The organism is Faecalibacillus sp. H12, assembly GCF_013361255.1.
GTDB classification, from domain to species: Bacteria; Bacillota_I; Bacilli_A; order Erysipelotrichales; family Coprobacillaceae; genus Faecalibacillus; species Faecalibacillus intestinalis.
Window position 1 is genome coordinate 1 of sequence record NZ_JABWDK010000001.1, and the last position, 26,572, is coordinate 26,572.

General features: G+C 28.8%; 29 protein-coding genes. 4 read left to right on the forward strand and 25 right to left on the reverse strand.

The genetic code is table 11. From position 1 onward, the window contains the following. Positions 1-542 precede the first annotated feature (542 nt). From HUU89_RS00005 to HUU89_RS00020, 4 genes are all read left to right on the forward strand, one after another. Positions 543-707 (forward strand): RepB family protein, encoded by a 165-nt coding sequence (locus HUU89_RS00005; RefSeq protein WP_117867854.1) that lies wholly within the window; start codon positions 543-545, stop codon positions 705-707. 93 nt (positions 708-800) lie between these two features. Next, the gene (locus tag HUU89_RS00010; RefSeq protein ID WP_175300624.1) at positions 801-1,346 is read left to right on the forward strand and encodes a hypothetical protein; all 546 of its coding nucleotides are present in this window, start codon (positions 801-803) and stop codon (positions 1,344-1,346) included. 52 nt (positions 1,347-1,398) lie between these two features. After that, complete coding sequence (locus HUU89_RS00015; protein ID WP_175300625.1) at positions 1,399-1,683, forward strand: HigA family addiction module antitoxin; 285 nt, start codon at positions 1,399-1,401, stop codon at positions 1,681-1,683. A 2-nt stretch (positions 1,684-1,685) separates the two neighbouring features. Then, positions 1,686-1,874: a hypothetical protein gene (locus HUU89_RS00020; RefSeq protein WP_175300626.1), complete on the forward strand. Its 189-nt coding sequence runs from the start codon at positions 1,686-1,688 to the stop codon at positions 1,872-1,874. A gap of 26 nt (positions 1,875-1,900) precedes the next feature. Here HUU89_RS00020 and HUU89_RS00025 read toward each other — a convergent pair whose 3' ends face one another. The 25 genes from HUU89_RS00025 to HUU89_RS00145 all read right to left on the reverse strand — a co-directional run bounded on the left by HUU89_RS00025 (position 1,901) and on the right by HUU89_RS00145 (position 26,441). Further along, a complete protein-coding gene (locus HUU89_RS00025; RefSeq protein WP_175300627.1) occupies positions 1,901-2,989 on the reverse strand; it encodes a tyrosine-type recombinase/integrase in 1,089 nt (362 codons plus the stop codon). A gap of 102 nt (positions 2,990-3,091) precedes the next feature. Next, positions 3,092-4,051 (reverse strand): hypothetical protein, encoded by a 960-nt coding sequence (locus tag HUU89_RS00030; RefSeq protein ID WP_175300628.1) that lies wholly within the window; start codon positions 4,049-4,051, stop codon positions 3,092-3,094. An 89-nt stretch (positions 4,052-4,140) separates the two neighbouring features. Then, a complete protein-coding gene (locus tag HUU89_RS00035) occupies positions 4,141-4,731 on the reverse strand; it encodes an HNH endonuclease (protein WP_175300629.1) in 591 nt (196 codons plus the stop codon). Beyond that, positions 4,728-4,967 carry a hypothetical protein gene (locus HUU89_RS00040; RefSeq protein ID WP_117867860.1) on the reverse strand — a complete coding sequence of 80 codons (240 nt, stop codon included), beginning with the start codon at positions 4,965-4,967 and terminating at the stop codon, positions 4,728-4,730. The genes HUU89_RS00035 and HUU89_RS00040 overlap by 4 nt, the downstream gene beginning before the upstream one ends. Before the next feature lie 65 nt (positions 4,968-5,032). Beyond that, a complete protein-coding gene (locus HUU89_RS00045; RefSeq protein ID WP_175300630.1) occupies positions 5,033-5,533 on the reverse strand; it encodes a hypothetical protein in 501 nt (166 codons plus the stop codon). A 107-nt stretch (positions 5,534-5,640) separates the two neighbouring features. Next, positions 5,641-6,192 carry a type III toxin-antitoxin system ToxN/AbiQ family toxin gene (locus HUU89_RS00050; protein WP_175300631.1) on the reverse strand — a complete coding sequence of 184 codons (552 nt, stop codon included), beginning with the start codon at positions 6,190-6,192 and terminating at the stop codon, positions 5,641-5,643. A gap of 359 nt (positions 6,193-6,551) precedes the next feature. Continuing rightward, a complete protein-coding gene (locus tag HUU89_RS00055; protein WP_175300632.1) occupies positions 6,552-6,947 on the reverse strand; it encodes a hypothetical protein in 396 nt (131 codons plus the stop codon). A 35-nt stretch (positions 6,948-6,982) separates the two neighbouring features. Beyond that, a complete protein-coding gene (locus tag HUU89_RS00060; protein ID WP_175300633.1) occupies positions 6,983-7,333 on the reverse strand; it encodes a nucleotidyltransferase family protein in 351 nt (116 codons plus the stop codon). Between the two features lie 48 nt (positions 7,334-7,381). Next, positions 7,382-8,185 carry a hypothetical protein gene (locus HUU89_RS00065; protein WP_117788332.1) on the reverse strand — a complete coding sequence of 268 codons (804 nt, stop codon included), beginning with the start codon at positions 8,183-8,185 and terminating at the stop codon, positions 7,382-7,384. 2 nt (positions 8,186-8,187) lie between these two features. Further along, complete coding sequence (gene mobL / locus HUU89_RS00070) at positions 8,188-9,420, reverse strand: relaxase MobL (protein WP_175300634.1); 1,233 nt, start codon at positions 9,418-9,420, stop codon at positions 8,188-8,190. A gap of 1 nt (position 9,421) precedes the next feature. Beyond that, positions 9,422-11,611 (reverse strand): VirD4-like conjugal transfer protein, CD1115 family, encoded by a 2,190-nt coding sequence (locus HUU89_RS00075; protein ID WP_175300635.1) that lies wholly within the window; start codon positions 11,609-11,611, stop codon positions 9,422-9,424. A 674-nt stretch (positions 11,612-12,285) separates the two neighbouring features. Beyond that, positions 12,286-12,780, reverse strand: coding sequence for a hypothetical protein (locus HUU89_RS00080; protein ID WP_175300636.1), 495 nt, complete (start codon positions 12,778-12,780; stop codon positions 12,286-12,288). 139 nt (positions 12,781-12,919) lie between these two features. After that, entirely contained in the window at positions 12,920-13,492 is a 573-nt protein-coding gene (locus HUU89_RS00085) for a helix-turn-helix domain-containing protein (protein WP_117812368.1), read from the reverse strand. Between the two features lie 13 nt (positions 13,493-13,505). Further along, positions 13,506-13,727: a hypothetical protein gene (locus tag HUU89_RS00090; protein WP_175300637.1), complete on the reverse strand. Its 222-nt coding sequence runs from the start codon at positions 13,725-13,727 to the stop codon at positions 13,506-13,508. Positions 13,728-13,734: 7 nt separating this feature from the next. Then, the gene (locus tag HUU89_RS00095; protein WP_175300638.1) at positions 13,735-14,286 is read right to left on the reverse strand and encodes a hypothetical protein; all 552 of its coding nucleotides are present in this window, start codon (positions 14,284-14,286) and stop codon (positions 13,735-13,737) included. Positions 14,287-14,309: 23 nt separating this feature from the next. Beyond that, the gene (locus HUU89_RS00100; RefSeq protein WP_175300639.1) at positions 14,310-15,557 is read right to left on the reverse strand and encodes a CHAP domain-containing protein; all 1,248 of its coding nucleotides are present in this window, start codon (positions 15,555-15,557) and stop codon (positions 14,310-14,312) included. Positions 15,558-15,593: 36 nt separating this feature from the next. Beyond that, complete coding sequence (locus tag HUU89_RS00105) at positions 15,594-18,134, reverse strand: VirB4 family type IV secretion system protein (protein WP_175300640.1); 2,541 nt, start codon at positions 18,132-18,134, stop codon at positions 15,594-15,596. Beyond that, the gene (locus HUU89_RS00110; protein WP_175300641.1) at positions 18,070-18,465 is read right to left on the reverse strand and encodes a hypothetical protein; all 396 of its coding nucleotides are present in this window, start codon (positions 18,463-18,465) and stop codon (positions 18,070-18,072) included. The genes HUU89_RS00105 and HUU89_RS00110 overlap by 65 nt, the downstream gene beginning before the upstream one ends. Continuing rightward, the gene (locus HUU89_RS00115) at positions 18,466-20,322 is read right to left on the reverse strand and encodes a hypothetical protein (RefSeq protein WP_175300642.1); all 1,857 of its coding nucleotides are present in this window, start codon (positions 20,320-20,322) and stop codon (positions 18,466-18,468) included. It lies immediately after the preceding gene. Next, positions 20,322-20,948 carry a hypothetical protein gene (locus HUU89_RS00120; RefSeq protein WP_175300643.1) on the reverse strand — a complete coding sequence of 209 codons (627 nt, stop codon included), beginning with the start codon at positions 20,946-20,948 and terminating at the stop codon, positions 20,322-20,324. The genes HUU89_RS00115 and HUU89_RS00120 overlap by 1 nt, the downstream gene beginning before the upstream one ends. 51 nt (positions 20,949-20,999) lie before the next feature. Next, positions 21,000-21,263 (reverse strand): hypothetical protein, encoded by a 264-nt coding sequence (locus HUU89_RS00125; protein WP_175300644.1) that lies wholly within the window; start codon positions 21,261-21,263, stop codon positions 21,000-21,002. A gap of 50 nt (positions 21,264-21,313) precedes the next feature. Further along, positions 21,314-21,487, reverse strand: coding sequence for a hypothetical protein (locus HUU89_RS00130; protein ID WP_175300645.1), 174 nt, complete (start codon positions 21,485-21,487; stop codon positions 21,314-21,316). A 259-nt stretch (positions 21,488-21,746) separates the two neighbouring features. Continuing rightward, a complete protein-coding gene (locus HUU89_RS00135; protein WP_175300646.1) occupies positions 21,747-21,971 on the reverse strand; it encodes a hypothetical protein in 225 nt (74 codons plus the stop codon). A 46-nt stretch (positions 21,972-22,017) separates the two neighbouring features. Further along, positions 22,018-22,998, reverse strand: coding sequence for an Ig-like domain-containing protein (locus HUU89_RS00140; protein WP_175300647.1), 981 nt, complete (start codon positions 22,996-22,998; stop codon positions 22,018-22,020). A 251-nt stretch (positions 22,999-23,249) separates the two neighbouring features. After that, positions 23,250-26,441: a VaFE repeat-containing surface-anchored protein gene (locus tag HUU89_RS00145; protein ID WP_175300648.1), complete on the reverse strand. Its 3,192-nt coding sequence runs from the start codon at positions 26,439-26,441 to the stop codon at positions 23,250-23,252. Between the last annotated feature and the right edge of the window lie 131 nt (positions 26,442-26,572).

Below are 26,572 nucleotides of genomic sequence, written 5' to 3' on the forward strand. Positions count from 1 at the left end.
AGAACTTCAGCCTTCCAAGCTGACTACGTGGGTTCGATTCCCATCACCCGCTCCATTTATTTTAAAGTGGAACGGTTTTTTTTACTAAAAAGAAAATATCTAATACGAATAATCAATTCTTTAATAGATAGAGTAATCATTTGGTATTAGACATTTACAAATACTTTATATTGAATTTAGATTTTCAATTTGTTAAAATCTTAAGTGAAAAACTAAATACTATTATTGATATGTTGTAAGTCAAACCAATTAAAATGACTACACATTACGTTGTTTTCTTCATAAAAACAACGTTTTTTTATGCTTTTTTTATATTCTTTATCATTATATCATCTGATAAATGCAAAAGAAAGTCATTTGTAACAAAAATTGTGAATTGTTACTACTAATACCAATAGATCATATTCAATCTATATAACTTTTGAATACCTTTCTTCTACTCTTATATTATACCATAATATGCTACAAAAGTGTAGCTTTTTATATAATATTGTAGATATATTTTTAAAATTTGTTATAATATTTTTAGGAGGAATTTTAAAATGGCAAGAGCAAAAAAAGACTATAAAGCATTAAATATAAAGATTGAAAGTACAATTTATGAAAGACTTGAAAACTACGCTGAAGAAAAGGGGCAAACAAAAACAAAGGCTGTTGAACGTCTTCTAACAAAAGCAATGGATCTAGAAGAAAAAGATGATAAATAAAACCTAAAATATAATGTTAAAATAAAATAATTTTTGATATTTATTTTCTAAAACAGCTATAATATTCTCAATAATAAATTAGAGGTGATTTCTTTGATTTTAGAAGAATTTAATAAAAAGAGAATATTATGTAATATTGCTATAAAAAAAGCCTGTATGGAGCTTAATTTGAAGCTTCCAGAAATTTATTATGTTCAGCTTGATGACATCAAGCTCTTTGATCAGGACGGAAATATTGTTTCATATGATTACAGAGATGTAGGGTACAAGGTCAAAAGTATTTTATTCATTCCTAAGGAATACGTTATCTATATCAATGTTGATTTGTTTCAAAATGAAATAAATATGCTTGTAAAATGTTATCAGACCGCAAGACAGATGTATCATACAATACAGGTATATAATCAGCTTCAATCTAAAGAATTAAGTGAATCAACTACTACAGTCAATCAATGGCGATATTGTTATATTGAACGAAAAAATTCTAAACCTAGCGGAATTACACCTGTTCAGGCGGATATGATGGCTTTTTCTATTGTAATGATGCAAAAGTATCATTTTATCAATATTGAATTCAAAGATAATGATTATTTTAGCTGGGAAAGTTTACTGAAAGATATGAAGAGCCGATATTTATAATATATTATAGGTTTGAACAAAAAACATATCATATTTACAGGTAGGTGAGATAATGAGAAACAATGTTGAAACATCAACAGTTGGTGAGATATTATTTGAAGAATTTATGAAACCAAATAATATTTCTGCATATAAACTTGCTAAAGAAATAAATGTTCCATTATCAAGCATACAGGATATTATTCATAATCGTAGCAAGATAATTGTTGACATATCATTACGACTTGCTCGTTTCTTTGGTGTATCAGACAAATATTTTTTAGATATGCAGAATGATATAGATATTCGTAACTCTAAAAAAGGTGTAAATGAAATTAATGATATAGAGGAAATATAAAAATGGAAAATTCAATAAATATATTAAGATCTTTAAAAAAGGAAAGAGAGAGCTTATCAAATAAATTTAATGATGCAATGCAACAAAAAAATATATCAAAAGCTTTAGAAATCAAAGTCAGGCAAGACAGTATTTGTGATAAAATAATCAATGTATATGATTCAATGATAAAATTGCAAAGTAATGAATAAAACCTATTCTCAATTGAATAGGCTTTTTAATTGTTTATAAAATCGTAGATTTCTTTTAATGTTTCAGTTTGGTCAGAACTGTATGTTTCATTTGTGATTTGTTTTAACAATGTTTTTTTCAATCCTTCAATAAATACATCATATGTATTAACTTCTTCCTGATGAATAGCAAATTCTAGCTTTTCTACCATTTCCCTTTGAATTTTTGCATTAACATGTAAATATGTATCGGTTATAACAATATTTTCATGACCTAAACGTTTAGAAACATTATAAACATCATTTGTAAGATTCAACATCAATGTAGCGTGAGAATGTCTAAAGCCATGAAGATTCATATTTGTTACATTTGATTTTTCCTTATATTTATTGAATATTCTACCAAGAGTGGAAAATGAAATCATTTTAATTCCACCAAATACATAATGTTGTTTAATATTACTGGTATAGTTTTGTTTTTCTTTTATAAAATGGTTGAGTAACATTTCGTTCAAGCTTCTATTTATGTAAATAATTCTGTGAGAACTTTTTGATTTAGGTGGCTTTATACATTGTCCTTTACCACGAACACGACAGGCAGTGGTATTTATTGTTATCGTTTGATCAATTAAATCAACATCTTTCCAGCATAAAGAAAGTAGCTCACCTTTGCGCATTCCTGTGTAGTACAGTACACTGAAGAACAGACGATCTCTTTCATTATCAACTACTTTCAAAAAGTTATTGAAGTCTTTTATTGACCAAATTATTTGTGTATCTAATTGTGCTTTTTTATCTATGATAGAAGTAACACTTTCAAGTCCTCTTATTTGAGCAACTGTAAAATCACCATAGGACATAATATTTGCATATTTTAAAAGTCTTTTTAAAAGAGCAATTATTTTATTAATGTAGGAAATACTGTATGTTTTTCCATCTTTTGTTTTGTGCTTTCCATTTAAAAGTTCTTTTTGGTATTTTTTTATCTCTTTAAATTTAATTGATTCTAATTTTTTATTTCCATATTTTTTAGCAAGTCCCGAATTATATACATAACGTATAGAATCTAAAGTAGTATCTTGATGTGTTAGGTCAATATCTTCTAAATACAATTCAAATAGTTCGTTTAATTTCATTAATTTTTTCCTCCAAAAAACAAAAACTAGTCTAGCATCAAGCTAAACTAGTTCAGTATAATATATTTTTGTTTTCTGTGAAAAGTTTGTATAGAAATAGTTCTAATGTTTTTTTCTTTTTTTTATTTGTTGTTTTTTTGGTGGTTGCATCTTATTTTGATATTTAGAAAGTCTATCAAAATGCAATGTACCATTTGAAAAAATTAAATGATCAAATACATTCATAGGAATACCATCAGGGTTTTTATTAGGTCTTTTCTTGTCAATGTTATAAAGCTCCCAAAGTTCTTTTTTTGATTTTTTTATTTCATTACATCTTGTTTTGAATTCCTTATCAGCAATTTTGCAAACGACAAAGGAATTTGGCTTAAATTTAGATACTTCGCTATCATTCCATGTATGGAGCGATTCAACACGACCAATTCTAAAATCATTAGCTGGTCTACCATACATATTTTTTCTTGTGATTTCTACAATTACATAGTCTCCAATTTGAATATCTTTTAGATCACAAATATAGTTGAAAGTTTTATTGTTTTCTTTTCCTAGAACTCCACGTTGCATCTTGATTGATACAATACGTGTTTCTTTCTCTAAATCTGTATGATCTTTGTCAGGTTTCATCACATCAACCCAAGAAGTCAAGCGTTGAAATTGCAGACTGTCTGTTTCTTTAATGATGTCATCAAAAATACTATATCGAGGATTCTTGTTATCTTTGTTTTTGATAGCTCTATATCTAGCCCACAATGACCACTTTTTTTTCAATAAAGTGTTACAGCGCATGTAGAAATCATTGTCATTGATTTTAAACACAACAAAGTTGTTAGGTCTAAATTGTGCTATTTCTCCATCCCTGAAGATCATAAAATCTTCAACACGACCAATTCTGAAGTCATTGTTGAAATTTTTAGCACGTGTTTTCATGGACAATTCTACAACAACGAAATCACCTTTTTTTACATCTCCTATATCGCATATAAAGGTCATAAGTTTATTTACTTGTGTAATAGGGTCAAGGACACCTCTATGTAGTCTAACGATTGCAATTTTCTTTTCCATATATTGCTCCTTTTTTGTTAATTTCATTATAAAATAAAATTTTAAATAATTTCTCATTTTATTTTCCAACTAATTAAATTCTTATCTATTTAATTAAATAGCATAATGAATACCCCTAGACATAAAGATAAAATTAGAACATAATATGCTATTTTCCAAAAAAGAGGATATTTACCTAAATATCCTCTAATTAGCCATAGACCAGTTTTTTTTGATTTTCTTTTGTTACAACTACTACAGGCTGCTACTAGATTTTTGCAGTCATTTATATCTTCTATATCGAGTTTTTTTAGCAGTTTTCTATTTATATTTCTAAAACTACTATTTTTTACTTTATGGATAGGATATAGATGATCTATAGTTATTTGATTTTTTTGAAAATGTCTTCCACAATACACACAGCGATAATAGGGCTTACCATTTTTAATGATAGGTTTATTGTTGGCAAAAAAATCTGCACGATAATGAGCATTTCTTGAATATGAGGATTCCAATATCAAGAAAGTTAATCCTTTTTTTAAACAATATGCTTGAAGCCTATTGGCTAGGAATTGATCTTCAGTATTTAAATACCAATATCCTGAATATTTACCAGTTTTTTTGAACTGACAACCAAATTCTTTTAATTCATTTTTAAAATAATAAGTCTTATTTTTACCATTCTTTATTTCATATCTCATGATTCATAGTTATCATATTCTTCTTCGACTTCGTTGGAAGTAGGGGAATCATTTAGAAAAAAACTATTTAATTTATTATTGACCTTTTCAATTTCATCTTTCATAGCATAAAGCTCTTTTAATTCTTTGTTATATTCCTTGATTTCATTTTGTTCTTTTTTTATATTTTCTTCTTTCTTTTTCTTTTTTTGTTCTAATGATTTAATACGTGTTTCTAGTTTTTTATAATTATTCATAGTACAGCTCCTTTTACAGTTATAACAAAAAAGAGCTAACTTGGCTCTTTTGTCATTTATATATTTTAATATTTTTTAGAAATCATTGTATCAATACTTAATTCTGGATGCGTATATCCATAAGCAAAAATGTAGCCATCAATCATACACCCCCAATAATAAGGGCGGTTTTTATCAGATTGCCATCCTTCACGAGATGTTGACATTCCTTTGTAAAATGGGGAATATTTTAGCTCTTTAAGCATTGTATCAAATATCCAAGTTTTATAAATATTCCATAGTTTTTTATGTTTAATATCCTGTATTTCATTATTTTCACGAAGAGTAATACTCATTAATTTATGCAGTACATTTGTATCTTTCCAATTTTTAATAAGATGTATTGAATAGTTGTACTGTTGCTTTGATAGATAATCTTTTAATGAATTAATAACTTCTTCAACATCATATTCTTCATATTCTTCTTTTTCATCATTAACTATGAAAGCTTTACTATTACCTACTTGTTCGGGTTTTAACATAGGTTTAGTACTTTTAATACATTTACCAATTATTTTAATATTCATTTTTTGTTCTCCTTTAATTATATTTTTATTTTACAAGAAGTAGATAAATTATTTCTCACTTTATTTTCCAATAATGTAAAAAGAGCCAACTTGGCTCTTCTATTACATTAAATATTTTGACTTTGATAATAAATACATTTTTCTTCTAGCAACTTGAAATTACAGCATCTGTTTTCAAGTGATTGCCAAGAATGAGTTATAACAGCATTATAAATTCTTTTGCTGTCAGATATTATTTTTTTCTTATGTAGGTTACAAAATGCTATTTCTTTTCTTAAAAGAAAATAATCTTTGTCTTGACTAATATTATAATTGATTATTGCTCTGTCACATACAGGAATCATATTATTTAGATTTAAAACAGAGAGAAGCTTTCTTTCATCATTATATGTTTCCTCAATAAAAAACATATCTATAGGCTTTTTACCTGTTTCAACATATTTATTAAACATTCTAGATAATTTATCCTTTTTATTACTAGAGATAGGTACAAAATATTTTAAATTGTTGATTTCAAAAAGAACACCCACAAAAGGTTTATTGTCTTTATGTAAAACACTAGAGTTGATTTGAACTTTACTATCATATTTTCTTAAATAGCTTATATATTCTTCATCAATTCTAATTAGAATTGATTTTGACAAGTTTTCTTTTTTCATTAAATCACATCCTATTTTATTAAAAAAGGACAGTCATATATTATGACTATCCAAACTTTTATAGTCCTCAACTACGGTATGAGGTCACCCAACTTTGTATAGTCCTCAACTATGGTATGAGGTCACCCAACTTTGTATAGTCCTCAACTACGGTATGAGGTCACCCAACTTTTACCTCTTTTTAAAAGTGAGGAATCTTTTGGTGGAACTACCACCTACATTTAGTATAGTATCATATTTCAAATTTAATTCAATACTTTATTTAATACTATTCTAATTAGTTTTTTCGTCATAGTAACTTATAAAATATAAATAAATTTAAATATTGATTTGATGTTTTTTCATTGATGATATTTGTATCAGTAGACATTTTCTATGTCTCCCTCACAAATATTAAATTGTAGAAATTCTTTTTCAGCATTCTTTAATGCCTTTTCTTTTATATCATTATTTTTCAATAATCTAGACATCATTTCAATTCCTCTAGGATAAATAATGTTTTTCATTTTATATTTATCATAAGTATGGATATTCATATTTAAACCATATTTATTTGAGAGATAATTGACCATTGCTACTAAATAAAATGATTTACAATATTTTTTTCCTTTAAAGAATTTTTCTATTGTATGAGAATTTGTAATTTCTTCTATAGCTTCTAAAGGATCTAATAATTTAATAGACTGACAAAGATTACTTTTAAATAGCTCAAAATCATCATTATCGGTAATAATTATTACTTTTTTAATAGCCATATCAATTCATCTCCTTTACCTGAATGAATAAAAGATTAATGATTATATTTAGAATCATATATTGTTATTCCTTCATTAAAAATATTTTTGTATATTGGTGAATCAATTTTAATAGAAGATAGCTGAAAAATATCAATATCTTTAGATAATGCTTTTTGTAAATCTCCTTTAAGTGTAAATAATTTTAAACTTTTAATTCTTGGATCAATAATACAGAAGTCTATATCACTTATTAATGAGGCTTCATTTCTAGCATAAGAGCCAAATAATAATACACGGTTGACCTCATATTCGTCAAAAATGGGTTTTACAATTTTTTTAATGTCTTCAATATTGTAAATAAATTGATATTTTTTATTAGAATAATATCCTTTATAAATCTCCATGTTGTCACCAACTTTCATACTTATTATAACATATATAATTAGTATTTATTATTCGTATTCAATACCAATTTTAATACCCAATCCTTTTGGTAAAACAGCGGAAATGATTTCTTTTTCATATAAATATCTATTTGCTTTTATTTTCTTTCTCCATTTACCATTAGAGAATCCAAAATGATATTCTTTAAGTATTTCTTTTGCTTTAAACGTATTTCCCTCAACAACTATATAGCCATCAAACACCAAAACAAGATGATGAGGTGTTCTAAAGTCCAATTTAACTGTTTGATCAAGAGAAAATAGTTTCTCTGTTATTTCATCTACCTTATCAATTTCATATTCTTTATCCCATGATTGATAGCTGGAATTATATCTAAATCCATTTTCTTTAAGATAAGCTTTGATGTTGTAAGAATTAAATACCTCTAAAATAGTAGTTTTATATATTTGTAAAACAACATTCTTTTTCCAGCACACTTCTAAAGCTGTTTTTATTAACTTTTGGTTTTCATAGTCCTCGCAGTTGATTAATTGAACATAATCCAATAATTGGAAGATAAGAGCTTTATAAAGTAATTTTGAATATACCTGAAGAAAAGTCTTATCATTTTTAGTTTCCCCACGATCACAAAAATCAATGTGGTGGGCAAGGGCGATAATACATGAATTTGCTATTGCAACCTCTTGACGATAGAGATTAAAAACAGTAAGCACATTATCTTTATATTTTTCATTTTTTGTTGATTCTTTTTTTGAAAATTCTATTTTAAAGTTCTTATAATTATTTTCTTTGTTTAAATTTTCATAGGTCTTGTCTATGATAAATTCTAATTCTTTTTTTATTGATTTCATAATTATCCTCCGTGTACAAATTCGAGATTTTTACTTTGTGCTCTTGCTTTTTCAATCATGTTATTGAGCATTTGTTCTTGTTCTTTTAGATCATAATGTGCTTGTGCAAGTTCTTTAGCAAGTTCATCTAGTACACCACCTTCAAGACATCTACTCCTGTTTTTCATTGATACCTTGGCATGTTCAGAAACTGTTTCGGAAGTATTATCAATATATAATTCATCTTCTTGTTCCTGCTCGTATTCATCAACATCTTCACGATAACATTTGATATTTTGAAGGATCATATTAGCAATGCGATCATGTAATTCCTTTTCTTTGTTTTCAATGGATTTATTTTGTTCTTTAGATTCTTCTTTAGAAAAGTAACGATTATCAAACATTTCTTTTTCTTTTTCTAACATTTCCCTGTATTTTTTATAAAGCTTATTAATGTCATCTTTCTCTAATAACTTATCTACAAGTTTATCAATTTCTTGACGGTAGGGCATGATATTTGCAGAATTATATTTCATACTTCCAGTTTTAGGAATGTTTTTTTCTAATTTCTTGAACATTCTGTTGATTTCTTTATCATTTGCAAATAATTTTTTTGAATTGTTAGAATTTGAATATTTACCAGCATCCAATCCCATATCTTTTAACGTATCAATGATTTCTTTTTTAACATTGTCTCTTTTAAGATAAAGTTCAGAGTTGATATTCATTGTTCTAATAATGTTTGACTTGATAGGTTTAAAAGTATTTTTTTTAATATGGTAATCTGTTCTTGTTGGATTTTTTTCAAAGATAAAAGCATGGATGTGGGGGTGTGCTGTATTCGTATGGTAGTAGCAACCCCATTCGACATTATCAGGATTCAATCCCAATTCCTTGATATTTTTGTTCATGCTCTTATTCATTAGATTTTTCATTGCTTTTTTATCTAGAATTTTATTTTCTCTAGCAAAAGTTTCATCAAATGAAATAACCAGTCTATAGATCGTTTCAGGTTTATATTTTTCAAAGAGTTTTTTATCTTCGTCCGCTTTGAAATCACCATTCTTACCCCAACCACCATTAGATCCAATTCTATATTTGTAATAGTTTACAGCATCTTCAGTATCAATAGTTTTATCACACGCTTCATCACGATCGTAGTAATCGCACATAGCACCAGTATTAATTTTTTGCTTGCTGTCATTCGATTTAGAATATTGAGTTTGTTTATATTGAATATTGCAGAATATTTCCATATTATTTATTACCTCTGATCGTGTTGATACTTTCAAATGCTTTCCTTAGATCATTACTGTTTAATTCATTGATTTTATCTAATAAGGACATTTTAGGAACACTTTTAGATGTCTTTGACATTTCTTTTTGAATATCTTTAATATGACTTGCTGAATTTTCTTTTTGGGCATTGATGTGTGGTACATCAATTTGATTGATAAATTCAAAGAACTGTTCAGAATTCATATAATTTAGTAATTCTCTTCTTTCAGGAAAATAGCCTAAAGATTTAACGTAAGCATTGATATGTCTTTTTACAGCAGAAGCAAGATCATCACGTTGTGACCAGTACCAGTACATATCTTCTTCAACTAATTCAGTAGTTTTAGGTTTGATATTGTTTTTTACATTAGGAATTTGTGATAGGTCATAATCAGCTCTTGTATAAATAATATAGCGAGGTACAGCATAATGAATTTTTCTATTTATATTATCTATTCTTGAATCTTCCTCATGCAAGTCTTTAATCCATTTGTATTCAGTCATATCAGGAAGATAGTTTTGCATAGGTCCAAGATAAGTACGTGTAACAATAATTCCTCTTCCATCTGTAACATTTTGATAACGTAAAACATCAGGAGCAATCAAAGGAACTTGTTGCTGACTGTATGAAACTCCTCCACCATTTTGAGTAGCATTGTTATTAAAGTTTCCACTTTGACTTGCGACCCAAATAGTTTCATATCCTATTTCTTTACTAAAGTTTTCGCAGGTATCCATACTTGCACTTGAAATAAAAGTTTTTAAGTTACAGTTACCACGAATAATTAATGCTATTTTATCACCATATTTTTCATCTAACTGTTCATCAGCTTGAAGAAAAAGATGTAAGAAAATCCAACGAGATAGGGCAACTGTAATTTTTGTTTCAATTTGATTGATAGGTGCCATGTTTCCAAATTCATCTAAAAAAATGTGACAACGTTTATTTAAATGCATATCTTTTGTAGCTGTAGCACATCTAACAAGTTCTTGATAAGCTTGGTCAACTAAAACAGAAATGATAGGATTATATTTAGAATTTTCATCAGGGTTAATAATAAATAAAACATGTTTACCATTTGCATAATCACTAAATGTCATATCGGAATCACTTAATAATTTTGCTAAATTTTGTCCACTAAAAATTGCAAGTGTCGATAATGTTGAAGTCATAAAACTTCCACGTGTCTTATCAGGAGAGTTAGCAATAGGGGTGAAGGCAACACGTGATGGATTTATTTCATCCAGTGAATTAATATAGGCACTTAAAAGCATACGTGGATTTTTTTCTCCTTTAAAAGTAACTTCCTTTCCTAATACGGAAAGAACCTGATAAACTGAAAAAAGATTTTTACGATTGTCTTTAATGTTTGCTTGTGCGACTGCAAGTATGATTGATTTAATTAAAGCCTTTTGACCATCTATCCAAATTCTCTCACTTTTACCATTGTCTACTACAACTTGGTTAACGAAGTCATCAGTAAACTGGTCTGCATCATCTATACGAGGGTCATCATTATCTTTAAAACAATCAACAATCAATTTAAGCGGATTCCATCTTTGAGATTTTTTCATAAATCTAAAATCAATAACATTAACAGTGTAACCATATTTTTCAAACAAAGTATGAAAGCGACGATACAGTTCTCCTTTGTTATCATGAAAGATTGCAGACTCACGAGCTTTTATAACTAACATGACAAATACACTTAAAAGTTTTCTCGTTTTTCCTGAACGAGTTGAACCATAATTTAAACTGTGAGTAGCACCGACATCATAAATAAGTTCATTGTCACTGATCTTATTGACAGGCATACCTGCTGTTTCAATTTTTTCATTCATATCTATTTTTGCAATTCTAAAATCTTCAAATTCTTTTTGTTCATCAATAGTCTTCCAGCTTTGTTTCCCTAATGTATCTGTTTTCTTTGGCTTTGAAAAAAGAAATGCTTTTGTAATAAATGTAAATGAAAGAACATATAAAGCAAATGTAACGATCATGATAATATCCAAATTATCTGAAAAAACAGTTACAAAAGAACTTTCCTGTAATAATAAACTGAAGAACATATATACAAACATTACTGAAAAAATCGGTACGATTATCGATATACCAATAACAATGATCATCAACTCTTGGTGATGCTTTTTATCTTCTTTTTTGTTCAAAACTTATTACCTCCTTTTTATAATTTTGTTAATGAAAAAAGAGCCAAGTTGGCTCTTCATCTAAATCTAAAAAATTTGCTTCCTACTTAATTTTCTTGTCCTAATTAACTGAATATTTTGACCGAAAATTAAGTAGCAGGATAAGGAGTGTCCGACAGACACTCCGTTTGGGGCTTGTTCGCAGTGCGAACAACCGCATGGTTGACGTTTATTCAAATATTCATTTTTGGAGACAGTTGAATATTTTAGGAATAAATATTCAAAAAATATTCAAGAAAAACTATGCTTTTTTCTTTTGAAAACCGCACGGTTGACGTTTATTTTGATTTTTTTAGAAGTGTCCTCCAAAAGTGAATATTCAAAGCTTTTTTGTGCTTTATTTTTTAAAATATTCAGCCAAAAACCGCACGGTTGACGATTCCTGTAAAATATTCACTTTTTGTCCGACAACTTTTGCTCAAATTTAACTGTAAAACAAAAATATTCAAGAAAATATTCACTATTTTTTGAAATTTCATTTGAAAAGCGCATGGTTGACGATTCCTGAAGGATTTAACCATTGTCCGACAATATTCAGTATTTTGAGTACTTTTAGGACGGTTTTATCCGTCCAAACCCGCATGGTTGACGTTTATTTTGAATTTTCAAAATATTCAAAAATTGTCCGACAGCGTTTAATATTGATCAAAGAATTTGTTTTGTCTTTTATTGTATTTTTTTAGAACATAATCATCTTGAATTGGCAACTCATTATTGCTCGTAAGTTCATACCAAGTGAAGATGTCATCTTCATCAAATGCGATAGTTGCAAGTTCTTCTTTTGCTATAATTGAACAAAGTTTTTCAAAATATTCAAATGAACTATCAAGATAAACTAGAACAAATATTTCAGGTCTGAACACTTTTAATTTTCTTAAAATCATGAGTAGATCTTTACTTTTATAGAATGATTTTTGAATAATTACATGTGTTAAATTTCTATAACCTGTTACTGGATTTATTGAAAAATTAATATATTTATTTGAAACAATATGAATAACTTCATTTGTGTTTCTATCAAAAAAATGAACAATTTCATCATTCTCGTTATCTCTAAATGTAAATCTTTTGAATAATTTTTGATATAACGGTTCATCAGAATACAGCACGGTTCTGTAATTTTCTAACATTTTTTTCAACTCCTTTTTTGAATTTTTTATTACTTTTTTATTTAAAAATTTGATTTTTTTAATTTAATTATTTCATGTTTTTTGTTATTAAAATAATTAAAAATCATAAAATAATAATTAAAAAACAATTGTTTTTGTATTACCATTTAGCTATATTTTTTCTTTTCGATTCGATAGAATTGAAATCTTTTTTTGCTTGTTCTTCATCAATTTCATAAGTTTCTAAAATAAAATCTAGGAATTTTTTATTGCTGATATTTTCTTTTTCAAGGTCTTTTACTGTTGTTGCCCATGTTTTCAAAACAACTTCTTGAAACATATTTTCTATATCATATTTCACTTTTGACAGGTCGTGATTAAGAAAATACTGTTCAAAAATATAATTAGCTGTTTGAGAAAATGAATCAAATTCATGTTCAATTTCTATCATTTTAATTTGTTTTAAAGTCTCATTTTTTATACGTAAAGCCATTTTAGTAGTAGGTGATACTTTTAATGTATCACTAAATATTTCATCATCAATTTCAAGTTTGACTGCTATTTGTTTCAGTAGATTTTGGTCATAAGTTTCATATTTATTTGCTTCGAGTCTTTGATAATTTGAAAAGGATATTTGTAGATATTCAGCCATATCTTTTTGTGTAAGCTTCTTTTTTTTCCTTTTATCTTTGATAATGCTCACTAATTTTTCATTTATTTTTACTGTTGCCATAAATAAAATCTCCTTATTTTTTTATAGGAAAGGAAAGGGCAGGAGTGATTTTAGACAGTGCTTTTTTATATTCATTACTAACATAAAAATAGGTTTGAATATAAAAATCATTGTCTTTATTTTCTAATGACGATAAAATATCTTGCCTGTTTAATAGATGATTATTTGAAATCATATCATACGCATCTAACATTTTTTCAATACGGATGTACCAAAATAATTGTTCGTTGTTCATATGGAAACTAGTAAGAAGAAACATCTTCTCCTTCAGGTTCTTCATCTTCATCAGGCATTTGATTTTCGGTATCATCATTTATTTTTTTATTTTTATATGCATCCTTATCTACAATATACAGATACGTTTTTCCTTTTTTGTTTGGTTTGTAATCTTGATTATTAATGTCTCCATTCCATATAAATTTACATTTTTTATTTTGAATATTGAATTTTGTCTTATATAAAGATTGCCAATCATCATCCAAAAGCACATAGCATGTAAACAATTTTTTGTTTTCTTTTTTTGGCTTTTTTATTTGTATATTGTTAATTTCTTTATCTTTATATTCTAATTCTTCTAGATATTTTTGAATATCATTTTTAAAAGCTATTGTCTGATTTTTATTTAAAATATCAGAAATAGAATCTTCATTTTCAATTTCATAGTAGTAATTTAATTCTTTAATATTTTCATTGAAAACAGTATTTTGCAGTATTAGATAAGTTAAATATCCACCAATTAATAGAATAAGAATAGTGATATAGATAACTGTCTTTTTTGTAATTTTATCGTCCATAATCCATTTAAATTTCCTTTCTTTTATAAATATTTAAGGCATTCTGCTTTCTCGTTTTTCCAACGATTATGCCAACCATTATAATATTTCTTTCCTGTCTTTCCGTATTTTTTATATCCATTCATATCTAGAGAATAGAGATAATCATAAACCTTTGATACAAAAGTACGATCATCCATTGAAGTTTTCGCACCTGAATCAGCAATTATTTTTGGAGCAGTTCCACTTCCAGCCCAGTTAGAAAGAGAACAAGCCATGCCTTTTACAGCATCATTTTTTCCTGAAATATCAATTCCTTTTTTCTTCAAATTGTTTTCGACTGGAACATAATAAGTGTTATATTCAAATTCATCTTGTTTGATTGCAAAGTCATTAGGATCGTTTTTATAAGCCTGTTTCCAAGCATTATCCAGTCCTTTGTTATTTGCTAAATCTTTTTTATTCATATTCAAATAAGGAGCAAACATTGCGTATTTTGCATTGTCTTTTCCATAACAATAACTCAAGAATGTTTGTAGATCATAACGATTATCAAACTGATAATATCCCATTGCGTGGTAGCCATCACCACTTGAAAATCCTTGTCCATAATTTTGTCCTGATTCAAATTTAGCAAAGAATTTGAACGCTTCAGATAAAGCACCCTGTAAAGTTTGATTTGTTGAACCAGTAGAAGGGTAGTTAGGAGAAGCATATCCAAGAATTCTACTGTTGTTTGTATCATAGCTTCTTTCTTTCACTGTATTAGAAGTATTTCCTTCAACTGTATAGACTTTATTTCCTTCAACTTTTGTAACGATACCTACATGAGTTGAATCATTTTTATTTCCTTTGCAGAAGAAAATTATTTTCCCTCGTGCTGGTAAACCGCCACCTCCATAACGTGAGACATAGTCAAACTGGTTTTTATCTTTGAACCATTTGACACCAGCATCACATGATTGAAATTTAGGAATTGCAGTATTTAATATTCCTGCTTGATCAGCACACCAAGAAACAAAAGTTGCACACCAATTTGCACCATCAGCTTTACCTGTATACCATTGACGGTATTTATCTCCACCTTTTCTACCTGCAACACTGATACTTTCATTGACAGCTATTGTTACAAAGCTTTCCATAGTATCTGTAGTATCAACAGTTTTAGAGGAATCATCTTGCTGTTCTTCTTCAGATGCTCCCATTAACATGAAAGAACTGATAAGAATAATAAAAAATAATAATGATGAACAACAAGAACTGATAATTATTTTTTTTGAATTTTTTTTCATAATTCAAAAATAAAAAAGAGCCAATTTGGCTCAATTTTATTTTTTAATACTTTCAAAGAACCTAAGCTCATTAGGTGGAATTATAATTTGTGTAGTCATGGCAGTTTGAGATCCAAACTTTGCATAGCATTCACCGATATTAGCAAACTGAATAAACTCTTGTGCAGATTCAGGAAGAATTTTTGTACCTTTGAAATATTCCGTTTCACCAGCAAGGTTAAAGAAAAATTGATAGCCACTTTGATTGATGATTACCTCACCTTCAGATTTAACTTCATCTTTCAATACGTCACTAATTTGTTGAGTAGCAACTGTAAGACCGCCTATACGTTTTCTGATTCTACGGCTTATAGAACTAAAATATTTCATTACTTCTTTTAAGTCAGGATCCATAATAATACCATATTCATCAGCATAAATTTGTTTTCTAATATCTCTACTATCACTGATAACTTGAGTCCAAATAAATGAAAGGATGTTGAAATATTGAGTTAAAAGAATTCTAGAGCCTGTGTTGTCTTGCAATCCTGAAATATCAAAGTTGATCAATGGATTGTTTAAGTTGATATTTGTATGTCCATTAAATAAAATTGCATCTGCACCTACTGCAAGAGGTCGAATAAAGGCAATACACTCACTAAGTTTTTCTTTTCGAGTTGTATCATTTGCATCTTCGCTTTCATTTTTCATTGTTTTAAGCTCCTCATATAAATCTGATAGAATTGGGTAATCATCATTTGAAAAATTTTCAACAATATCTTCTGCCGATGTTTGATAGTCAATATTCATGATACGTTTATATGTTCTTTCTAAAGCTTCTTCTATTAAGTTGTCATGTAGAATACGTATATCCTTTTTTCCGTTTCTACCTTTATATGCATCAAAGAAAACACGCAAGAAACGTATGTGAGGTGATAATGGTTTGATTTCACTCAATGGAATCTTTTCATCTTCTTTTTCACTTTCTGGAACAGTGATACGGACATGTAAGGGATTGATGCGTCCTTTATCGCCATCTGAACAATCAACGTTTTCACCGCCGAGCGCATATGTCAATTTCTTCAATTCTGAACCTTCAACGTCAATAGAATATTGTTGATATCCAATTCCATATCTATGTGTTATAAGGTGCATTAGATAGGTGGTTTTCCCAAATCCACTTGAACCAAATACAGCTTCATTATAGTTTGCACGATCATCTTTTTTAGTGAAATTATCATAAAATAGAACCCCATTTGTGTCTTTGGTCGTTCCAATACAAATAGGGGGATAACGGTATATTATATTTTTATTTTTATCACGTCTTACTGTTGAATCATATAATGCTTCATGTGTGAAAGGGTACATATAACCAAGAGTATCTACTGTCGTTAACTGGTTATATTCAGGTACTTGATTTAAACATAATGGAGAGGATAAATTGAACATCTCCATAGGTCTATGCATTCCTTCTCTAAATTTAATATTTAGTTGTGTTGCAAGATTATCAACATCTTTACATCTTTCTTTTAATAATTCTAGAGAATCGGCAGTAATACGTATTGATACTAGGAAATAAATAGGTGTGCTACCTTCAGCACTAACTTCTCTGGTCATTTGATAGTTATTATCCAATTCTTTTTCAATTACCGCTTGTTGAGAAGCATTCTTTTCTTTATTTAGGTTTTTATTTAAGTTATTGATTGTTTTATCAATATCTTTTTTGATTATATCATGAGGTGCCATTTCAAAGTGCAATGAAAAATCACAATATCTGAATGTTGCACAATATCCAAGCAATGCCATAGTTGGTTCAGACATAAATGTATATACCCATTTAGTGCGAGTATAGACATTATCATTGATTGTCATTGTAGATGACAATCCTCTTTGAAGTATTCCAAGCTTATCAGGATAAATCAAATCCATTTTTCCATAATCTAAATCAAAATAAGAAGTACCAACAAACTCACTTTCAGTAGGATTATAGTAATTATAAACCGTATTCAACATTTCCTGTGGGGTTGCTGGTTTCGTTTGTTGATAGGTATTTAAAATACTACATACAGTATTGATTTGATCCTTTAGAACGTCTAGATTTTTATGTTTTAAAATGATCATAAAGTTTCTGTCTACTAATTCTCTTGTAATAGATACTTCTTTCAAACGATTTTCGGCATCATTCAATATCTCATATCTTTTTCGGTCAACAACACTCTTTGTTACATTTAAGGTATTCTTCAATACTTCACAATCATGTACATATCCTTCGACATCAGCAGGGACTTCATAAGAATAAATCATCCCAGCATGGATATTTTGTTGAAAGATGGTTGCATAGGCATTCAGATAGGCGAACTGGTCTTTTTGATTCATTCCCCAAATATTCGTTCCTGTAACCTTTGCCATCAAGATGAAATTATCATTATTATCAACAAAGCATTGATATTCTTCACTCCATTTAGCAGGGATAGCATCCTTAATATGTGAGACTTTCTTTGTATCTCTAGGAGAAGGTTTCTTGTTTTGCTGTTTATTTTGATTTTTTTCTTTTTTCTTTTTTGATTGGTTGGATTCTTTCTTCTTGAATATACTCATATTCTATTTCTTCTTCCTCCTTTTCTATATTGATTTCTTTGTAATAAAGATAATTCTTAGGTTGATTTGTTAGAAAATTGAAAAATAGTTTGATGTGTTCCATCATACTCAAATGATCAGGTAACTCAAAACAAAGGACAGCATAGAAAGCCATTGAACCAAAGCCAATCATCAGAGCATAGAATTCACCAATTAGCTTTTTTGATATATAAAAAGTTGCTATAAAAATTATTGCAATTATAAATACTTGATCTATTGATAGAAAGAAGACAAATTTTTCTTTTCTCTTTCCTTTATTTATAATGATTTTTAAACTATTAGGAGCAATCATTTACTTTTTTCCTCCCTTTTTGTTTTTATTTGAATAAGTATTACTGAACAGATTTTTCATAGAGTTTGACTGTGTGGAATTTGGTTGACTTTGTCTCCTGTTAGGAGCATACCTGAAATTTCTAGCACCTCTTTCAACAGTATCACCAATCTTTTTAGTCATTCTATCTCTTACGGGAACACGTCCAACTCTACCATCTTCAGCGTTGCTTTTATCTCCCATAAACGCACCTACGATACCGCCATGACGATTACCGTAGTTTGGATTTGCAACTGTATTTCCATCTTTATCTTTTGCATAAGGGTTTGTATCTTTTTTACCTAGAGCAACACGTGCAATATCTTTTCCAGCATTTTTAATTCCTTGTTTAGTGCTTCTAAATGCACCTTTAGCTCCGCCGACAGTTTGACCCTGCATATTTTTATTACCAAAGAGTTTACCACGAACACCACCAGTCAAATGTCCTGTCATATCATTATGTCTACCCATTACTTTTTTACCAGCAGCCATTACTGCTCCGCCACCGATTGAATTCCAAATTCCTTTCATTTGGTTCATAGATTCCAAGAATCCAGCACCATAACCACCAATCATTGATTGGACGAAAGGTGGGGCAGAGATCACGACTGAAAAGGATGCGAAATACAAAATTAGTGATGCAATCGTATTAGCGACACCTGTTGCTTTGTTGTTGAGAATAGATGATGAAATATTCATGAAAAACTGTAATAAAAAAAGCTGTGCAAAGTTTACAAGAAATGCTCCCATGATAGCATTCTTCCAAACGTTGAAAGCTTGTGGATTCTGTTGATTTGTTAATGATAAACAGCATAAAGGACTTATAATATACCAAAATCCAATCATGATTATTCTCATTGCAATTTCAATCGAAACATAGCCCAATAAAATGACAAATATAACTAATCCTACAAGCGTACCGATATAACTGAAATCCCAAATATAATCTCCTGAATGTTCGACCATATAATCATAGGCTTTTTTTGCTTGTGATTTACTAGATGGTACAGAATGAGTACCATAAGCTTCACTTCCGCCTTGATCTTTAGCTTCAGGAAAATCATCATCTGTATCCCATTTACCTAACAAGTCAAAATCATCTGAACCTTCAGTTCCTCCAAAATGGTAAGAACCGCTGGTATCCCAACGATAGTAAAAAGACCATCTGTCATATTTCCCTCTAGAAAAAAATGAGGAACTTGAACGACCGCTTTTATTAGATGGCTCTCCATCATAACCGTTTAATGCATCTGTTGAATTTGTAATATAGTCATAGAATCTTTCAGCTCCTATATCCATTTTTTCATTTTTACCATTTGTGACATATGAAAAAACGGTATTTTTTTTTTCCATTCCACCAAAAGAGCATAGAACAGAGACAACTAGATTTTTTGAAAGATTAATTTGCTGGTTTGACATTGTTTTTTTATTGCTTTCGCTACTTCCTGTATATTCCATTTGCATAAGGGCATTAGACGAATTTACGCTAATGTTATTGACCATTGGAATAACATATTGCATTGAAATAGCGATAAAGAAACACATGATAGCACCAAATATTTTCTTACTAGGGTCGACATTGTCAGCATCCATCATGATTGCATAAAAAAGCTCCCAAGCAATTTTTGCAGGGAGAATTGAAATCATTAAAATAATACATGCTTTATATCCAGCATTGACCCATTCATTAGATAGAATGGAGAAGGGCAGAATTCCATTAAGTAATGCATTTAACAAAACGTTCAGTACATTTATAAGAGGTTTAATCATTTGCCACATTATGTATCTAAAAGTATTAGAAATACCATCAGAAGCAAAATCTAAAATTGCATAATACATTAGATCAATACACCTCCTAAAATAAATGTAATCAATATGACTGCAAGAAAAATAATTGATTTTTTAGGATTGTTTTTAATAAACTTAAACATGTTAATCATATAATTTTTATATTGGTTATTATGAGAGTTATTTATATTGTCGGTATCTGTTTTATTGGAATTTGTTTCATTCTCTATTGAATCCAACTTATCAACAATATCTTTGAAAATAGATTGCAGTAAGACTGTTTCACGTTCATAAGCGTCAACAATTTCTTTTGTATCAACTTCAACATTTTTACTGTTTAATTCGATAAGCATTTTTTTAATTGAAGTGAGTGAATCGTTGACGTTTGAATGATATTCTTTAATCATTTTCATGATTTCTTTTTCATCTTCTTCATTCATAAATGGAATATCATTATTGACTATGTTTATTTCAAAGCTTTTATATACCTCGTTGAATTGATAGATCATTGCTGGAATATTTCCTTTACAGTATTTATAGAATTTTTTGAATTTGTCATAATCATCATCAAATAATTCTCTTACCTTTGAAAAAACCATTTTACTGATTTTAATTTCACCTAATTCTTCACGAATAGTTTTTTCATCAACTCCCAAAATAATAGCAAGATTATCCATTATTTTCCTCCTTTCAAAAAATTAGATAAAACCGCTAGGGTTCTACCTGATCTATTTATTAAAGTAGTTACCGATTACTTCTACGATTGGTTTAGCCAAGAAAATAATTGCTAAAGCAACCAATACACCTTTTGTTTTTTGTGAGTACATTTGGTCTTGTTGTACTTCGGCAAATGATTCTCTAATTTTATAATAAGCAATGATTGAAGGGAATGCGATTGTTGCACATGATTGAAAAAATGTATATCCATCAGCAAAGAATGTTCTGATTAGGTTATAAATAGGTGCAAATCCATTTGCAAATAAAATAGGCATAAAATTTCCTCCTTTCGTTTAAATAAAAAAGAGCCAACATGGCTCAATGACTAAAGTGTTGTAAATAGTGCGATAAACACAGCAACTAATGCGTAAATACCAATCCTTTTTAAGACATCAATAAATTCTTTATCTCCTTTATTGTACCAATAGATTAACTCTGCTACTGATAATAGAATAAAAAATATTGCTCCAAGAATTATGTTCATTACCTTGACGTGCATTTTTTTCACCTCCTTTCAGGTATAAAAAAAGACAATCATTTGATTGTCTTATAGTTCTAGTATTTCCTCATGGACACCTTCTATTTTGTAATAGATATGATTATAATATCTTCTTTCAAAAACAGCGGTTTCATACTCATTAGCTGTAATGAATATAAGCTTTGATTCTTTATATTCATTTGTTTTAATGGAATAATGAAGTATAGGAATATTTTTTGAATGGTTTTACCTTCTAAAGTAATTACTTTTATAAATAATGTCATGACTTTAGGATTTTCACCATATATACCTTTGTTTTTTTTATATCTAACTTTTTTTCTAAATATTTAATTCTATCTAAATATTCTCTTTCTTCAATATGATATTGACTTATTTTATCGTTAAGAAATTCGATTTCTTCAAATGTTTTATCAATAAATTTTTGACTGTCATATCTCCTTATGTAACTTATCCAATATTTTTTTGATTGATCAATGATGCTCATTCTCTATCCTCTTTTCTATTTTATTAAAAAGAGCCAGCTTGGCTCTTTAGTTAAATGTAACATTAAATCCATTACCATCAGGACTAACTGAATAACCATGAACTTTACCACTGTTCATCATACTTTCAGCATAGCTGTATGCTGAATTATATGAATCAATGGAATTACCACTAAAATATTTGTTATATTGACTAGGATTAGTCGAAGTTCCTGAATTTGACTTGTTATTTGATGGGTTAGATGAATTAGAATTATCATTATTTTTATTATTATTAGTATTAGAATTATTTTCATTTGAAGTAGTAGGGGATGTAGGCTGATTGTTTTCAATACTAACTGTTACTTTTTCCTCTAATCCATTTGCTTTTACATGTATGATAGTTTGACCATTACCAATTGCTTTTACAAGACCATTTTCATTTACTGTTGCGATTCCTTCGTTTTCGGATGAATAAGTACATTTATTTTCTTTACCAGTAGTAGAAGCGTTTATTTGAACTTCCTGATTTACTTTTAAAGATACTGATTTATTAGATATAGATAGAGTAGGCTTATCATAAATATGTACGGTTGATGTAGCCTTATTTTTATTACCAGCTTCATCTTCAACAGTACAAATAATTTTATATTTTCCTACTTTGTTCTTGATTTTTCCTTTATATTTAATTTTTAGATTTTCTTTCTTTGTTAGATTGTCATTGATTATAAATAATTTTTTTATACTGATCTTATCATCTATCGTATAATCTATATTTTTTTGATATTCGATTATTGGCTTCTCTTTATCTTTAACAGTAACATACAATGGATAACTGTAATTATCAACTTTATAGACTAGTTTTTGTTTTCCCATTTTATTTGCAGAAAAAATAGGGCATTTAATTGTATAATTATCTATTGTAATTGTTTTTGAATTTTTATGTCTGTTGATGTCAGAGATACTATAACTGTCATAGCCTGTTACGAATTTAGTTGTATCAACATCCTTTTTTCCATAGTTGATTGTGATATTTTCTTGAAACTTCATTCTATCTTCTTTAGAGTAGGGATCTTTGATCAAGTCAGTACATCCCGTTGTAAAAATCAGAATAAATAATATGATTATAGTTATTTTTATATATTTCATTTCAATCTCCTAAATTAATTGCATTCTTAATATTTATAAAGAAAAGTTTATTCTTTTCTCTATAAATATTAAGAGGTGGCAAATAGCCACCTCATGCATGTAAATTATTTTTTGCCTTTAAGAATAGGTTAGACTTTACGTCACTTTATTTTTTATTCATGGCTTTTTTTTCTAATAAATAGTATAGAAAATGCAATTAAGGATAATACAGCAACCACAACATAGTAGTTAATACGAGTATCATCACCAGTTTTTACTTTTTTAGCAACTGGTAATAATTCATCATACATAACGACTTTTTGAACGACTGTTCCATTGTTATCAATAGTGAAATTGATACTTTCAGCAGTTTTGTAGTTTTTAGGTGCGATTTCTTCGATTAATGTATATGTTTTTCCAATAGTCAAGTTTTCAATCATATGAGGTTCTTTACCTGAAATCCAACTATCTACGACATTACCATCAGAATCTTTAACAGTTAATTTAGCACCTTCCAATTCTTTTTTAGTAGTAATATCTTGTTTTGAAATTTCTACATTGTCAGTACGTTTGATATTGACAGTTTGATCTTCATCATCCTTATCTTCATGTTTAGCAATTTCATTACCATCTTCATTGAATAATTTTTCAAATACGACTAAAGAACCACCTGTGAAATCTTTAACGTCAAATTCAAAAGTAACATCTACAGTACCATCTTCAGTTTCAGGAATGAATTTTTGAGTAGCAGTAACTTCTTTGTCATCTACTTTAAATACTTTTCCATCTTTGGTATGAAGAACACCAGTTAAAGAATATTCCTTACCTACAGTCAATCCTTCATAAGAAACGGTATCAGTTAATTTGATTTTAGTTTCTTTATTGTTATCAACTGTAATTTCTTTATTGTTTTCTACATTAGCTGAAGTATGAATATCAATAATATTGACAGTTTGATCTTCATCTTCAATGTCGCTATGACTAGCTAACAATCTGTTTTTTTCATACATATCTTCAAAAACAACGATTTTCTTTTTAGAAAGACCTGTACCATTGAATGTAAATTCTACATCAACAGACCCAGTTCTATCTTCAGCGGTAAATGTAGTTTCAGCAGTAACTTCTTTTCCATCGACTAATAAAGGTTGATTAGTTTCTTTATCCATCAATACACCTTTTACAGTATATTCTTTTCCTTTGACTAATCCTTTGTAAGAAACCTTATCTTTAATTGTGATTGTTTCTTGCTCTTGTGCTTCATGGTTGTCATCAGAAGTTGCTGTTGTATGAATTTCAACTTTTTCATTCGTCATTGATTTATCTACTGTATATACTTTAGTAGTTGTATTTTTTTGGCTGAATTCAAATTTGATTGGTGTATCATCAGTAGCATATCCATCTAATGGTTTTGTTTCAACTATTGTATAAACAGTTTTACCTTCAGCATTGATTGGTAAATCAGCAATATTGATTTCTCCATTTTCATCAGTTGTATATTCACCGATGACTTCATTTTCGTGATAAATAATTGAACCATCAGCATCATCAATTACATCTTGATTAGCTGTTAATTTGAATCCTACATCTTTCAATGTCTTTTTTGTATCATAATCTTTTTTGATTAATTTGATTGAACCTGTAGGTTGTTCGTTGTTGATAACGATTTCTACTACATTATCTCCATCATCATCTTTAGTAAGATCAACTTCATTTAAAATGCTGAATTCTACAGGAGCATCTAAATCCAAGAATCCTTTTGGAGTTTTGATTTCAGTAATTTCATATTCACCTTTAGATAATTTTAAAGGAGTTGTCACACTTCCTTCTTCATCATCTGAAGATGAGTATTCATCTTTAACGACTACTTGATTTTTACTGTTAGTTGTAAATACAGAATATTTAGTTTTTCCGACTTTTTGAGTTACATATTCATCAGTTTCTTTATTTTTGATTTTGAATGATGCACTGTTTAAAGATACTGTCTTACCAGTTTTAGCATCTTTTTTGACTAATTTGACATAGGCAGTAGTAATGTCATTGTTCAATGTGATATTGTCAGTTTCTTTACTGATTTCATAAATCAAATCAGGGCATGTAACGTATCCATCAGGAGTTTTTGTTTCTCTGATAATGTATTTGCCGTATGGTAAGTTAGTTGTAGTTGCATATCCTTTTTTACCGTTTGAATTATTGGCTGTTGTAATAATATCATAAGTACTTGCATTATCCCAACCTTTTTCATTGACTTCACTTTGAAGTTTCAAAGTAAATTCAGCGCCATTCAAACCTTCAATCAATCCACTTTGGTGATTATCTTGACCAATACCTAGTTTTTGGATTTCAACATCTCCAAAATCTAGCCAGTCTACAGTATAAACTAATCTTGCGCTATCAGGATCCATTTCCCATGAACCTTCGGTTTGTGTTCCTGAACCGCCATCTTTGATTGCTAAAGCAGTAAAATTTTCACATCCTGCTCCAGCGACATTTCCACTTTGGTAATCACTGATGTTTTTATTAGGTGCAGTCAAATAAAAGCTTTGTCCTGCATTCAAAGTATAAGTTCCACCTGTTTGTGTTTCACCCGTAGTAACATTATGCAATGTTACTTCATCTTGCAATGTTAAGTTTGCTTGTGCGTTACTTCCTTCAAGTGTAACTGTATTTGTATATTGGATTCTATTAGCTGGATCATATGTTGCTTTTAAATTTGTAATTTTTCCATTTCCAGTTGATGGATTCCATTTAGCATAACCAATATCAGGCTGAGACATGATCCAGTTATAACCCCATAAGATATTGTCACCATATCCGCTTACTCCGTCGGCATTAGGCCATTTTTTATTGAAATCGTTTAGGTTTAATCCCATTAGATCTCCACTATAGGCATAAGATAACCAGATATGTGTAAATAAATAAGCACCGTCATCGAAATTACCATGCTTATCTCCAAAATCATCAGGAACACATGAGTTCAATTCAATAGTATACATGTCTCTTACTGCTTGATTGTAACCAGGTCCTCCAAATCCATAATAAAGTAACTTTCTAACTGCTTCGTTATTTTCAATGACTTCAGCTGGATAATTTCCTGCTGAAGGGGATTTTTTACTGGCTTCTAAACAATAGGCATATTTACCATTGTATTTAGTCATCACTGTTGACCATTGTTTAGTAGAGCCAATTTTTTTAGACCACCACCAAGGATATTTGATTTCTTTAATTCGTGTAAATTCATGAGGAATTGTATTATCCCAAGCTTCTACTGAAGTAGTGTTTCCTGCAGAAAAACACATGGAGAATATCATTCCAATCACGATGAACACTTTTGTTAGTTTATTAAATTTATTAAACCATTTGTTCATATTCTCTATCTCCTATAATTATATTTAAAATATACGTATATTTTCTTAATGCAAGTTTGAGCATTAAATTACTTCTGTGAAAAAGGCTTTATGTTTGACGCATCAAACGACCTTTGACAATAAAAAAAGAC

Excerpts from the sequence above, each read along its gene's own strand:
- HUU89_RS00005 (WP_117867854.1), top strand. The coding sequence starts at position 543 with ATGGCAAGAGCAAAAAAAGACTATAAAGCATTAAATATAAAGATTGAA.
- HUU89_RS00015 (WP_175300625.1), top strand. The coding sequence starts at position 1,399 with ATGAGAAACAATGTTGAAACATCAACAGTTGGTGAGATATTATTTGAA.
- HUU89_RS00020 (WP_175300626.1), top strand. The coding sequence starts at position 1,686 with ATGGAAAATTCAATAAATATATTAAGATCTTTAAAAAAGGAAAGAGAG.
- HUU89_RS00025 (WP_175300627.1), bottom strand. The coding sequence starts at position 2,989 with ATGAAATTAAACGAACTATTTGAATTGTATTTAGAAGATATTGACCTA.
- HUU89_RS00030 (WP_175300628.1), bottom strand. The coding sequence starts at position 4,051 with ATGGAAAAGAAAATTGCAATCGTTAGACTACATAGAGGTGTCCTTGAC.
- HUU89_RS00035 (WP_175300629.1), bottom strand. The coding sequence starts at position 4,731 with ATGAGATATGAAATAAAGAATGGTAAAAATAAGACTTATTATTTTAAA.
- HUU89_RS00040 (WP_117867860.1), bottom strand. The coding sequence starts at position 4,967 with ATGAATAATTATAAAAAACTAGAAACACGTATTAAATCATTAGAACAA.
- HUU89_RS00045 (WP_175300630.1), bottom strand. The coding sequence starts at position 5,533 with ATGAATATTAAAATAATTGGTAAATGTATTAAAAGTACTAAACCTATG.
- HUU89_RS00050 (WP_175300631.1), bottom strand. The coding sequence starts at position 6,192 with ATGAAAAAAGAAAACTTGTCAAAATCAATTCTAATTAGAATTGATGAA.
- HUU89_RS00055 (WP_175300632.1), bottom strand. The coding sequence starts at position 6,947 with ATGGCTATTAAAAAAGTAATAATTATTACCGATAATGATGATTTTGAG.
- HUU89_RS00060 (WP_175300633.1), bottom strand. The coding sequence starts at position 7,333 with ATGGAGATTTATAAAGGATATTATTCTAATAAAAAATATCAATTTATT.
- HUU89_RS00065 (WP_117788332.1), bottom strand. The coding sequence starts at position 8,185 with ATGAAATCAATAAAAAAAGAATTAGAATTTATCATAGACAAGACCTAT.
- mobL (WP_175300634.1), bottom strand. The coding sequence starts at position 9,420 with ATGGAAATATTCTGCAATATTCAATATAAACAAACTCAATATTCTAAA.
- HUU89_RS00080 (WP_175300636.1), bottom strand. The coding sequence starts at position 12,780 with ATGTTAGAAAATTACAGAACCGTGCTGTATTCTGATGAACCGTTATAT.
- HUU89_RS00085 (WP_117812368.1), bottom strand. The coding sequence starts at position 13,492 with ATGGCAACAGTAAAAATAAATGAAAAATTAGTGAGCATTATCAAAGAT.
- HUU89_RS00090 (WP_175300637.1), bottom strand. The coding sequence starts at position 13,727 with ATGAACAACGAACAATTATTTTGGTACATCCGTATTGAAAAAATGTTA.
- HUU89_RS00095 (WP_175300638.1), bottom strand. The coding sequence starts at position 14,286 with ATGGACGATAAAATTACAAAAAAGACAGTTATCTATATCACTATTCTT.
- HUU89_RS00100 (WP_175300639.1), bottom strand. The coding sequence starts at position 15,557 with ATGAAAAAAAATTCAAAAAAAATAATTATCAGTTCTTGTTGTTCATCA.
- HUU89_RS00105 (WP_175300640.1), bottom strand. The coding sequence starts at position 18,134 with ATGAGTATATTCAAGAAGAAAGAATCCAACCAATCAAAAAAGAAAAAA.
- HUU89_RS00110 (WP_175300641.1), bottom strand. The coding sequence starts at position 18,465 with ATGATTGCTCCTAATAGTTTAAAAATCATTATAAATAAAGGAAAGAGA.
- HUU89_RS00115 (WP_175300642.1), bottom strand. The coding sequence starts at position 20,322 with ATGTATTATGCAATTTTAGATTTTGCTTCTGATGGTATTTCTAATACT.
- HUU89_RS00120 (WP_175300643.1), bottom strand. The coding sequence starts at position 20,948 with ATGGATAATCTTGCTATTATTTTGGGAGTTGATGAAAAAACTATTCGT.
- HUU89_RS00125 (WP_175300644.1), bottom strand. The coding sequence starts at position 21,263 with ATGCCTATTTTATTTGCAAATGGATTTGCACCTATTTATAACCTAATC.
- HUU89_RS00130 (WP_175300645.1), bottom strand. The coding sequence starts at position 21,487 with ATGCACGTCAAGGTAATGAACATAATTCTTGGAGCAATATTTTTTATT.
- HUU89_RS00135 (WP_175300646.1), bottom strand. The coding sequence starts at position 21,971 with ATGAGCATCATTGATCAATCAAAAAAATATTGGATAAGTTACATAAGG.
- HUU89_RS00140 (WP_175300647.1), bottom strand. The coding sequence starts at position 22,998 with ATGAAGTTTCAAGAAAATATCACAATCAACTATGGAAAAAAGGATGTT.
- HUU89_RS00145 (WP_175300648.1), bottom strand. The coding sequence starts at position 26,441 with ATGAACAAATGGTTTAATAAATTTAATAAACTAACAAAAGTGTTCATC.